At 55.8% G+C, this 11,871-nt stretch carries 8 protein-coding genes; 7 read left to right on the top strand and 1 reads right to left on the bottom strand.

Annotation, left to right across the window (positions count from 1 at the left end; all coding sequences use genetic code 11):
• Positions 1-91: 91 nt before the first annotated feature.
• From ACAF76_RS01885 to ACAF76_RS01895, 3 genes are all read left to right on the top strand, one after another.
• A complete protein-coding gene (locus ACAF76_RS01885; protein ID WP_400162355.1) occupies positions 92-1,561 on the top strand; it encodes a S41 family peptidase in 1,470 nt (489 codons plus the stop codon).
• A gap of 102 nt (positions 1,562-1,663) precedes the next feature.
• The gene (locus ACAF76_RS01890; RefSeq protein WP_400162356.1) at positions 1,664-2,932 is read left to right on the top strand and encodes a PDZ domain-containing protein; all 1,269 of its coding nucleotides are present in this window, start codon (positions 1,664-1,666) and stop codon (positions 2,930-2,932) included.
• 151 nt (positions 2,933-3,083) lie between these two features.
• Complete coding sequence (locus tag ACAF76_RS01895; RefSeq protein WP_400162357.1) at positions 3,084-4,805, top strand: hypothetical protein; 1,722 nt, start codon at positions 3,084-3,086, stop codon at positions 4,803-4,805.
• 60 nt (positions 4,806-4,865) lie between these two features.
• On the opposite strand, the gene ACAF76_RS01900 is transcribed toward ACAF76_RS01895, so the two are convergent.
• Positions 4,866-5,762 (bottom strand): flagellar hook assembly protein FlgD, encoded by an 897-nt coding sequence (locus ACAF76_RS01900; protein WP_400162358.1) that lies wholly within the window; start codon positions 5,760-5,762, stop codon positions 4,866-4,868.
• A gap of 176 nt (positions 5,763-5,938) precedes the next feature.
• Here ACAF76_RS01900 and uvrB point away from each other — a divergent pair, with 176 nt between their 5' ends.
• The 4 genes from uvrB to ACAF76_RS01920 are packed head-to-tail and all read left to right on the top strand — an operon-like array spanning position 5,939 to position 11,843.
• Positions 5,939-7,915 (top strand): excinuclease ABC subunit UvrB, encoded by a 1,977-nt coding sequence (gene uvrB / locus ACAF76_RS01905; protein ID WP_400162359.1) that lies wholly within the window; start codon positions 5,939-5,941, stop codon positions 7,913-7,915.
• Positions 7,916-7,930: 15 nt separating this feature from the next.
• Positions 7,931-10,798 (top strand): excinuclease ABC subunit UvrA, encoded by a 2,868-nt coding sequence (gene uvrA / locus ACAF76_RS01910; RefSeq protein WP_400162360.1) that lies wholly within the window; start codon positions 7,931-7,933, stop codon positions 10,796-10,798.
• Between the two features lie 28 nt (positions 10,799-10,826).
• Positions 10,827-11,456, top strand: a complete 630-nt coding sequence (locus ACAF76_RS01915) for an HD domain-containing protein (protein WP_400162361.1) — start codon at positions 10,827-10,829, stop codon at positions 11,454-11,456.
• Between the two features lie 30 nt (positions 11,457-11,486).
• Positions 11,487-11,843, top strand: coding sequence for a phage holin family protein (locus ACAF76_RS01920; RefSeq protein ID WP_400162362.1), 357 nt, complete (start codon positions 11,487-11,489; stop codon positions 11,841-11,843).
• Positions 11,844-11,871 lie beyond the last annotated feature (28 nt).

Below are 11,871 nucleotides of genomic sequence, written 5' to 3' on the forward strand. Positions count from 1 at the left end.
TTCTGGTCCGTCCAGACAAATATTGCTGCCGGAAATCGCATAGACTAACAGGAATCTTTTTCGACGGCAGCAAAAGGATGGTGACGTAGCAGTGAGATGGAAGGGACGTACCGTACTCGGGCTTGTACTCGTCTCCATGGTAGCGAGCAGCTTGTTTACCATGGCGATGATGAAGACTTCAGCCGCGAGCAAGGCGGATTCATCGTTGACGGCGTCAGCGAATAGCCTCTTTGCCGGGATTGCCGGAGGATATCCGGACGAGTTTAAAAAGCTGTACGAGGCTTTTAGCGCGATCCAGAAGGAGTATATCGAGAAAGTCCCCACAGATAAGCTGGTAGAAGGCGCAATTGGCGGAATGGTCAATTCGCTTGGCGATCCGTACAGTGATTACATGGACCCGAAAACGGCGGCCGAGTTTACTTCGAGCCTGCAATCTACCTTCCAGGGGATTGGCACCGAGGTAACGATGCAAAATGGGCGTGTGACCGTCGTTTCCCCGTTCAAAGGTTCGCCAGCAGAACGGGCGGGTTTGCGTCCGAACGACCAGATTATCAGTGTGAACGGCGAATCGCTGGAAGGACTGGACTTGCATGAGGCTGTGACGAAGATTCGCGGTCCCAAAGGTACAAAAGCGGTCTTGCAGGTCATCCGCCAAGGGGTGCCGGAGCCGCTGACCATCGTCTGCATCCGCGACGATATTCCGATCGAGACGGTAACCAGCGAGATCATGGAGAAAAACGGGGTGAAAGTGGGCGTCATCTCACTCACTCAGTTCTCCACGGAAACAGCCCAGCACTTTAAAGATCAGCTTGCCGATCTCGAAGAGCAGGGAATTGGCGGTCTGGTCATCGATGTCCGCGGCAATCCGGGCGGTTACTTGCTGGCCGTGAAGGAAATTGGAGAAATGCTCGTGCCCAATTACGCACCGATCGTCAAAATTGAGTACGGCTCGGGCGGACAGCAGGAAGAGTATCGCTCGAAGACCGAACAGGCAAAGCCGTATCCGATCACGGTGCTGATCAACGGAGGAAGCGCCAGCGCATCGGAAATTCTCGCAGGTGCCATGCGCGACAGCGGCAACTACAAGCTGGTCGGCGAGAAGACGTTCGGAAAAGGCACCGTGCAGAGCACGATGGAGATGCAGGACAAGAGCCAGTTGAAGCTGACCATTGCCAAGTGGCTGACGCCAAGCGGCGAGTGGGTCAATGAAAAAGGAATTACCCCGGATTACGTCGTCGAGCAACCGGCGTACTTCAATGCCACGCTGCTGCCGGCAGACAAAGAGCTGGCGCGCGACATGAATGGCAGCGACGTGAAAAATCTGCAAGTCATTCTCAAGGGTCTCAATCTGGACCCGGGCAGAGAAGACGGCTATTTTGACCAGAAGACAGAGGATGCCGTGGAGCAGTTCCAGAAGAACAATAACTTGCCGGTGACGGGCAAGGTGGATGCTGCCACACGCACTTTGATGGAAGAAAAGCTGCTCGAAGCGATCCGTCATCCCGAAAACGACATGCAGTTGCAAAAAGCGCTCGATATCGTGAGCCAATCGACAAAATAAACCAAAGCGAAAAGGCAGGGAATCTCCTGCCATTCGTAGAAATGGTAACCACGGCAAAAAGCTGCCGTGGTTTTCTTTTTCTGAAAAATTGAGGTGAGGCGCGTGCAGATACAAGGAGACATCCTCTCAATGGTATATGGCTTTGCCCTGTTTTTTCTCAATCCCATCTTTTATGTGTTCGTCTTCCTGATTTACTTGCAGTATCGGCGGCAAATGAACTGGGAACGGCAGTTGTTTGCGGTGCGCATCCAGACCCCGGTCGTACAGACGCTTCGCGCGGTCGGCATGGGGGCAGTCGGCGGTCTGGTCATTTCGCTTTTGGCGGCAGGGCTGGGCATCGTGATTCAGGCCCAGGATTTGTGGCTGCTGTGGGGATTGGCGATCCTTTTGGCTCTGTTTCGTTTGCGCTTTCTCTGCTTTGCGTACGCGGCTGGCTTGCTGACGCTACTGCACGGAATCGCGCAGGTGTTTCCCGGGCTGTCGGAGGTGGCTGTGATCGGAGTCGTCTGGGAGATGTGCATCCAGGCGAAGCCATTGCCGCTTTTGGCGCTGGCGGCGATCATGCACATCGGAGAAGCGCTGCTGGTACGCTGGAATGGCGGCAGAGATGCCTCTCCCTTGTTCGTCGAGGGAACGCGGGGGCGCATTGTTGGCTCGTATTTGCTACATTCGTTCTGGCTCACGCCGCTTGTGCTGTTCGTTCCGGTCGACCACGGGGCGCTTCAGGGAGCACTGTACCCGGGCTGGCCGTTCTTTTGGCAGGAAGCGACGTCGTATGGTTTGCTGCTGCTGCCGACCGTGACCGGCTTTTCTGATCTGACGCAGACGACGACTCCGTACAAGAAGGCATTGCAAATTTCCAGACAGCTCGCACTGTACGGAATCGTGCTGCTCGCGATCTCCGCTCTGGCGATATGGGTCTACCCGCTGATTATTGTCGCTGCGCTGTTCGCGATTTTGGGACATGAGGGGCTGTTTATCTGGAGCCAGTATCAGGAAAGGCAGCGCACCCCGTACTACATACAGTCGCCACGAGGGGTCAAGGTCATGGCTGTCATACCAGGGACGAGGGCGGCGGAGATCGGGATTTTGCCGGGAGAGATTATCGTCAAGGTAAACGGAATACCGGTACGCAGCCGGGAAGAGCTCTATCCCGCCCTGCAGGCGAATTCCGCTTTTTGCAAATTGGAAGTGCTCACGTACGACGGCGAGGTGAAATTCGTCCAGTCCGCCGTGTACGCAGGAAGCCACCATCAATTGGGGATCATCGTTGTTCCGGATTCCTCGACCAACGTATTCGTCGATCTGCGCCGGTCCAGTGTGGTGCAGCTCATCAAGCAAAAACTGGAGAAACTGCATATAGGAGCGTAAAGGCGATGAGAGCGTGTCACAAAGGGGCGCGCTCTCTTTGTTTATGCAGATTTCCTTTGAGTGAATCAATTTTCACCATTATCTGCAAAAAAGGTGTAACAAAATACCACTTTATGCGTCTAAACCGTATGAACCAGAGGGGGAATGAATGTTGTTTACACACTATAAAAGGCCAGCGCTGTGCGTACTTTCAGGTGCAATGGTTGCAGCCAGTCTCTTCGCAGCACCGTTGGCACTAGCAAATACAGGAACGTCCGCTGCCCAGCAGCAGGAAGTGCGGCCGATCCCGGCACAGGTATCCAAGGGAATTCAGCAATTGGTCGGGCTTTTGCCGGAACTGTCGAGCACGCATGTCGTGTTGAACGGCGAAGTGGACGGTCCCGGGGTAAGCGGCATAGCCGTCTCCTTCCTGCCGTCTTCCGCACAGGCAGAAGGCGAGGCACAAGAACAAGAAGACCAGGCGATTTTTGACGCGCAGACCGGCAAGCTGCTGTTTTTGTCGTTCCATCCGAAAAAAGCGGTGCAGTCTGACGCTTTCACAGAGGAGCAGGCCAAATCCAGGGCGGTTTCCTTTGTCTCCGGATTGCAGTCCTCGCAATCATTGGGGAATACGTACCATGTACAGGAAGTCAACAGCAGCGCAGAGGGGCGGACCGTTCGCCTCGTACGCAAGCTGAACAATATCGTGCTGGATGACGCTTACGATGTGTTCGTGACGTTTGATGCAGGGGGCAGACTGATCGAATTTCGCACGCATAACGGACGGATGCACGAGGCGATCAGCCGGACCGACCTGCCGTCGGCACAGCGGGTCATCTCCGTCGAGCAGGCAGAGGCGCACTTTGCCAAAAATGCTCCCGTGGAAAAGGTGTATCTGCTTCCGAACCAGGCAAATGGCGTGGAAACAGAGGAAGTCAAGCTGGTCTACGTGGTCAAAGGCGGCGTTGTCACCAACTCGTATACGGCGAGCGCAGTCGATGCGGTGACCGGCGAGATCGCAGCGAGGACATACGCGCAGCAGCCGGAGCAAGCATCGCAGGAGGTGGTCCGGACGGCTGCCTTGCAAGGAACCGGTGAAACGTGGGCAGCGACGACAGAGGAAGAAGCTGGCAAGCTGATTAACGGGCTGTTCCAGGTCAATCCCGCTGGCTTGCCGCTCCATACCTTTGACGAAGACTGGGGGACAAAGCAGGTTCGCTATTATGTGTGGGGACATTTCGCGGAGGATGTAGCCGAAGCGGATCTGCCGTATTACCTGGGAACATATCCAGAGGATGCGACCGCCGAACAGCGCAAGCACCTGATGCTGGTTGTCGACGCGAAGTCAGGCGAACTGATTCGCTTTTTGCACCTCGACGATACGCAGGCAACAGCCCGGCAGGACAAAGAGCGGGATCGGAAGGTGGCGGACGATCTGCTGGCGCGGCTGCTGCCAACGGGGGCAAATCAGTTGAAGATCCGTGAATCGGCGGGAGGGGAGTATACGCTTATTCTCGCAGACCCGATCGTGAACGGCATACCGGTCTACCGCGCAGGACAAACGGTGGAAGATGCGATGTATCGGGTCATCGTCGACTCTCGCAGTGGAGCCGTACAAGAGGTATCCTTGCAGCGCCCGAACAGCCCGGTTTATCCGCAAGCATCGCAGGCGATCTCCGAGGAAGAAGCCGTTTCCCGCCTGCTCAAAGGCTTTCCGCTCATCCTGACCTATGTCCACGAATCCAATCCGCAAACCGAAAAAGTCGAATGGAAGCTGGTGTACGATCTGTCGTTCCGGCAAACCGACCCTCAGTGCTTCTGTGGGCCGGAGCGGCTGGTCGACGATACGATTCGCATCGACGCCCTGACGGGAGAGATGACAGTCGAGGAGTAAGCCGGCAGGCAAACGAAAAACGCACTTCGCTTGGGTTCAGGCGAGGTGCGTTTTTGTGGTTCACCATCTTTGGGCTTCGTAGCCGATCACTTGCTGCAAGGATACCTTTTCTCCGTCTTCCAGCACGAATTCCACCAGCCCGTTTTTCATGCTGACTGCCTGGATAATCCCGGATCGCTCATCCTGGTCCACCGTTCCGTCAGCGTTTGTTTGCGAGCTGTTGTAGCTGAGGGTGTAGCCGATCATTTGCGCGTACTGCAAGGAGCTGCTCATGGTCGAGTTGTCAGGGTTCACCGACATGCCGACAATATCCTCGAGCTTGACAGTGGCGCCGTTGTCCAGTTGGAACTGGCCGGTACCGTTCTTCATCGCAAATCCGATGATGGTTCCTTCGGCGATGCTTTCAACCGGTCCGCTCTCTCCTTGGGTAGTGGTGACGTAGGAGACGTGGGAGCCGATCATGTTCATGTATTTCAGGCTGCTGTCCAGTGCGTTTCCGGTCATCCCTTTGGACTCCAGTCCCTTGACGTCGGCAAGCGGGATCGGTGTGGCTTCGCCGGCGATGCGGAAGTAAATCTTGTTGTTGTCCATGTATACGGCCTCGATCGCGCCGTGCTTGGTCTCTGTGGATGTTTCGCCTGTAACGGTGTTTTTCAGCGTCAAGTCATATGTGGCGGTTCTGCCTACGAGCGCTTCGTACTTTTCCAGCGTCAGCATGCTGTTGTTGGACTGCTCCATCAGCGATGCCATTTTCGTGATTTTCTCCACCATCGTCATCATGCTCGTCTGCTGCAGGAATTGCGAGTTGTCCATCGGGGATAGCGGGTCCTGGTGTTTGAGCTGCTCGAGCATCAGCATCATAAACGCGTTTTGGTCCAGCTCGGTCGTAAACTCTTTCTTTCCTTTATAACTCCATTGCGATTGTGAACTGGTGTTGGTTAGACTGGTTACTGGCATCATGGACCTCCCTGAAGTGGCGATTTTTTCCGTTCGCTGGGGATTTCTACAGTATAGTATCGGATAAACAGACAGGTTGATAAAGACAAACATTTGTTCTGAATTTCCGCTTATAATCAGGTTGAATGTGTTATAATGGAAATAATGAGAACGGCAACGAGGAGATGAACGAGGGAATGGACCGTTTTGAATTGGTATCGGAGTATCAGCCGTCCGGCGATCAGCCTGCTGCCATTGCCGAACTGGTGAAGGGAGTACAGGCGGGGAAACGGCATCAGACGTTATTGGGGGCTACCGGTACGGGAAAAACATTTACGGCTGCCCAGGTAATCGCCCAGGTGAACAAGCCGACGCTGGTCATGGCCCACAACAAGACACTGGCTGCCCAGCTTTGCGCGGAATTCAAGGAGTTTTTCCCGAACAACGCAGTCGAATACTTTGTCAGCTACTATGACTACTATCAGCCAGAAGCGTACATTCCCCAGTCAGATACGTATATCGAGAAAGACTCCAGTGTCAACGACGAGATCGACAAGCTGCGCCACTCGGCCACCAGTGCCTTGTTCGAGCGGAGGGACGTCATTATCGTCGCATCTGTATCCTGCATTTACGGGTTGGGTTCTCCCGAGGAGTACAGAGAGCTGGTCCTTTCTTTGCGGGTGGGAATGGAAAAGAGCCGCAACGAAATTTTGCATCGGCTGGTCGACATTCAGTACAACCGCAACGACATCAATTTTGTGCGCGGTACGTTTCGCGTTCGCGGCGACGTGGTGGAGATTTTCCCTGCCTCGCAGGACGAACAGGCGATTCGCGTAGAGTTTTTCGGGGATGAGATCGAGCGCATTACGGCGATCGATGTACTGACCGGAGAAGTGCTCGGGCAGCGCGAGCATGTCGCGATCTTCCCGGCCTCCCACTACGTCACGCGCAGCGAAAAAATGAAGCTGGCTGTCGCGAGCATCGAAGCGGAGCTGGAGCAGCGGCTGGCCGAGCTGCGGGCAGCGGGCAAGCTGCTGGAAGCGCAGCGCCTGGAACAGCGGACCCGCTACGACATCGAAATGTTGCTGGAGATGGGCTTTTGCTCCGGGATCGAAAACTACTCCCGCCATTTGACCGGATTGCCGGAGGGACATCCGCCGTTCACGCTGATCGACTACTTCCCGGACGATTTCCTGGTGCTGGTCGACGAGTCGCATATCAGCCTGCCACAGGTGCGGGGCATGTACAACGGTGACCGCGCGCGCAAGGACGTCCTGGTGGAGCACGGCTTCCGGCTGCCTTCTGCACGGGACAACAGGCCGCTTCGCTTTGAAGAGTTTGAGCAAAAAGTAAAACAGGCGATCTACATCTCTGCTACGCCGGGACCGTATGAGCTGGAGCACTGTCCGGAAGTGGTGCAGCAGGTGATTCGTCCGACCGGTCTGGTCGATCCGACGATCTCGGTTCGTCCGATCAAGGGGCAAATTGACGATCTGATCGGGGAAATCAATGCCACGATCGCCAAGGATGAGCGTGTGCTGGTGACGACGCTGACGAAAAAAATGGCGGAGGATTTGACCGATTACCTGAAGGAAGTCGGCATCAAGGTGCGCTACCTGCACTCCGACATCAAAACGATCGAGCGGATGCAGATTTTGCGCTCGCTTCGCCTGGGCGAGTTTGACGTCCTGATCGGCATCAACTTGCTGCGGGAGGGACTCGATCTGCCGGAGGTATCGCTGGTGGCGATCCTCGACGCGGACAAGGAAGGCTTCTTGCGCAACGAGCGCTCGCTGATTCAGACGATCGGACGGGCAGCGCGCAACGCCGAGGGGCGGGTCATTATGTACGCTGACAAAATGACCGATTCGATGAAGGCGGCGATCCAGGAGACGGAGCGCCGGCGCAGCATCCAGATCGCGTACAACGAAAAGCATGGCATCACCCCGCAGACGATCAAAAAGGCGGTGCGCGACGTCATCGAAGCGACCAAGGTGGCGGAGGAAAAGGCGGATTACATGCCGCGCGACGACTTCAAGAAAATGCCGAAAAAGGACCGCCTGACAGTGATTGCCCGGATGGAAGAGGAAATGAAGGAAGCAGCGCGCAACCTGATGTTCGAACGTGCAGCCGAGCTGCGTGACTTGATATTGGAACTAAAGGCGGAACTCTAAGGAGAGGTTATTTTCATGCCATTGGAACATATTGTTGTAAAGGGCGCACGTGCCCACAACCTGAAAAATGTCGATGTCGTCATCCCCAGGGATAAATTCGTGGTGCTGACGGGCTTGTCGGGGTCGGGCAAGTCCTCGCTTGCTTTTGACACCATCTATGCGGAGGGACAACGCCGTTATGTGGAGTCGCTCTCCGCGTACGCCCGGCAGTTTCTCGGGCAGATGGACAAGCCGGATGTGGACTCGATTGAAGGCCTTTCTCCGGCAATTTCCATCGACCAGAAGACGACCAGCCGCAACCCGCGTTCGACGGTCGGAACCGTGACGGAGATTTACGACTACTTGCGCCTGTTTTACGCGCGCGTGGGCAGAGCTGTATGTCCGGTGCACGGTGTGGAAATTCAATCGCAGACGATTGAACAGATGGTCGATCGGGTCATGGAGTACCCCGAGCGCACCCGCATCCAGATTCTCGCTCCGATGGTACAAGGGCGCAAGGGAGAGCATGTAAAGCTGTTGGAGGACATCCGCAAGCAGGGCTTTGTCCGCGTCCGTGTCAACGGGGAGATTGTCGATCTGTCGACGGAGATCAAACTGGAGAAAAACAAGAAACACAGCATCGAGGTCGTCGTCGACCGCATTGTCGTCAAGCCTGACGTACATTCCCGTCTCGCCGATTCCCTGGAGACGGCGCTTCGTCTCGCGGACGGCAAGGTGATCGTGGATGTCATGGAGCAGGAGGAGCTGCTGTTCAGTGAAAAGCACGCCTGCGCGATTTGCGGATTTTCTATCGGTGAGCTGGAGCCGCGTATCTTTTCGTTCAACAGTCCGTTTGGCGCCTGCCCGGAGTGCGATGGGCTGGGAGTAAAGCTGGAAGTAGACCCTGATATGGTCGTTCCCGATGCCAGCTTGTCGCTTGCCGAGGGAGCAGTCGCCGCCTGGGAGCCGAAATCGTCCACCTACTACCAGCAATTGCTGGAATCGGCTTGCCGTCACTTCGGTATTCGCATGGATGTCCCGTACGAAGAACTGCCGGAAGAACATACGAAAATACTGATGTACGGCAGCAATGGAGAAAAGATCCAGTTCCGCTATGAAAACGAGTTTGGCCAGGTGCGGGAGGCAAGTGTCGTTTTTGAAGGGGTAATTCCCAACCTGCAGCGGCGCCATCTGGAGACGAGCTCCGACTACATCCGCGAGCAGATCGAAGGCTTTATGAGCCAAAAGCCGTGTCCCGTCTGCAAAGGACAGCGGCTGCGTCAGGAAAGCCTTGCTGTGAAGATCGGCAATCGCAGCATTTCTGAATTGACCGATTTGTCGATTGCCGAGGCGCATCAGTTTGTCAGCGGACTGGAGCTGACAGAGAAGGAAGCGAAGATTGCCAACTTGATCGTGAAAGAAATCAGCGGGCGTCTCAACTTCCTGATCGACGTAGGGCTTGATTACCTGACCTTGAGCCGTGCCGCCGGGACGCTGTCGGGCGGTGAGGCGCAGCGCATCCGGCTGGCGACACAGATCGGTTCGAGCTTGATGGGCGTGCTCTACATTCTCGACGAGCCGAGTATCGGGCTGCACCAGCGCGACAACGCTCGCTTGATCAAAACGCTGGAGCACATGACCAAGCTGGGCAATACGCTGATCGTCGTGGAGCATGATGAGGATACGATGATGGCTTGCGATTACATCATCGACATCGGTCCGGGGGCAGGCATTCACGGCGGACGAGTCGTGGCTGCCGGCACTCCCGAGGAGATCATGCGCAATGAAGCATCCCTGACCGGCGCGTACTTGAGCGGACGCAAGTTTATTCCTGTGCCGCTGGAGCGGCGAACGCCGACGGACAAGTGGCTGAAAATCGAGGGAGCGAAGGAAAACAACCTGAAAAACGTCAATGTGAAGATTCCGCTGGGGATGTTTATCGCAGTTACGGGTGTTTCCGGTTCCGGAAAGAGTACCTTGATCAACGAAATCCTGCAAAAGACGCTGGCCCGCGAACTGAACGGAGCCAAGGTCAAGCCAGGGGAGCATCGGCGCATCACCGGTCTGGAGCATCTCGACAAAGTCATCAACATCGACCAGTCGCCAATCGGGCGCACCCCGCGCTCCAATCCGGCGACCTATACCGGGGTTTTTGATGACATTCGCGACCTGTTTGCCTCGACGAACGAAGCCAAGGTGCGCGGCTACAAAAAAGGTCGCTTCAGCTTCAACGTAAAAGGCGGCCGCTGTGAGGCTTGCAGCGGGGACGGGATCATCAAGATCGAAATGCACTTCCTCCCCGACGTCTACGTACCGTGCGAGGTTTGCCACGGCAAACGCTACAATCGCGAGACGCTCGACGTGAAGTACAAAGGGAAAAGCATCGCCGATGTTCTGGAGATGACGATTGAGGATGCCGTCGAGTTTTTCCGCAACCTCCCGCGCATCGAGCGCAAACTGCAAACGATCGTCGATGTAGGGCTTGGCTACATGAAGCTGGGGCAGCCGGCCACGACGCTTTCCGGCGGTGAAGCACAGCGCGTCAAGCTCGCTTCCGAGCTGTACCGCCGCAGCACCGGCCGCACGCTCTACATTCTCGATGAGCCGACGACAGGTCTGCACGCGGATGACATCCACCGCTTGCTCAAAGTGCTGCAGCGGCTGGTGGAAAACGGCGATACGGTACTGGTGATCGAGCACAATCTCGATGTCATCAAAACGGTCGACTACATCATCGACCTGGGACCGGAGGGCGGTACGCGAGGCGGTCAGGTCATCGCCACTGGTACTCCCGAAGAGGTCGTCGAGATGGAAGGCTCCTATACGGGCATGTACTTAAAGCCGATTTTGGAGCGCGATCGGGAACGCACGAAGAGCAGAATGGAAGAATTGATCTCCAAATAAACAGAAGGGCTGATGAGGGGGGGATCGTATGGACTACGCGGCTTGGGCCTTATCTCATCTTTCGACCCGATTGGTCGAGGAAGCAAAACGCCACTTTCACGGCCAGGACGCGGCACATGACTGGCAGCACAACATGCGCGTGATCGGGATGTGCGAGCGAATCGGACGAGAGGAAGGAGCGGATATGACCGTTCTTCGCCTCTCTGCTTTGCTCCATGATATCGGGCGTGCACAGGAGCGGCGCACTGGCGAATGTCATGCCGAGATCAGTGCCCGGCTCGCTGCGGACATGCTGCGTGCGGAAGGTGTCGAGGAGGCACAAATCGCAAGCATCCAGCATGCCATACTCGCCCATCGCTTTCGCAAGGACTATCCGCCGCACAGTCTGGAGGCACAGATTTTGTATGATGCGGATAAACTCGATTCGATCGGAGCGATTGGAGTCGCTCGCGCGTTTGCCTTTTCAGGTGTCATCGGGCAGCCGATTCATTCCGATGATCCGGATCAACATACGCCGTACCGCGAGTATCAGACAAAGCTGAAGCGGATCAGCGAAGCATTGTTTACTGACGAAGCGAGAAGGATCGCGGCAGAGCGTCATCGTGTCATGGCTGATTTTTTTGATCAGTGGAGAGAGGAATTGAGGGGCGTACGCTAACGGAAGGGTATGCCCGGGGGAGGGAAGAAAATGGCCCGCTGGCTCGTCATGCTGTTCTTGAACGGTGCGGCCCTGCTGTACATCAGCTCCTGGTTTCCATCCATCTATCTGGCAAACATGGTTGTGGCGATGTGGGCGGCGCTGGTTCTGGGCGTAGTGAATACAGTCGTCCGTCCGATTTTGCTGCTGATGAGCCTGCCAATCCGCATGATGACATTTGGCTTGTTCTGGTTTGTCATCAATGCCGCTACTTTTGCATTAACGGCGTACTTCATCGATGGGTTCGAACTGGGTGAATGGCCAGGCAATATCGGGACTGTCATTGCAGCGGCTGCCTTGATGAGTATCGCCGGTTGGCTGATTGACAGGGTTTTCGGAAAGAAATAGCAGGAAAAAAAGAGCCCGCAACTCTGTA

The sequence above is a fragment of the Brevibacillus sp. TJ4 genome, from assembly GCF_044627595.2.
Taxonomy (GTDB): Bacteria; Bacillota; Bacilli; order Brevibacillales; family Brevibacillaceae; genus Brevibacillus.

Excerpts from the sequence above, each read along its gene's own strand:
- ACAF76_RS01900 (WP_400162358.1), bottom strand. The coding sequence starts at position 5,762 with ATGCCAGTAACCAGTCTAACCAACACCAGTTCACAATCGCAATGGAGT.
- uvrB (WP_400162359.1), top strand. The coding sequence starts at position 5,939 with ATGGACCGTTTTGAATTGGTATCGGAGTATCAGCCGTCCGGCGATCAG.
- uvrA (WP_400162360.1), top strand. The coding sequence starts at position 7,931 with ATGCCATTGGAACATATTGTTGTAAAGGGCGCACGTGCCCACAACCTG.
- ACAF76_RS01915 (WP_400162361.1), top strand. The coding sequence starts at position 10,827 with ATGGACTACGCGGCTTGGGCCTTATCTCATCTTTCGACCCGATTGGTC.
- ACAF76_RS01920 (WP_400162362.1), top strand. The coding sequence starts at position 11,487 with ATGGCCCGCTGGCTCGTCATGCTGTTCTTGAACGGTGCGGCCCTGCTG.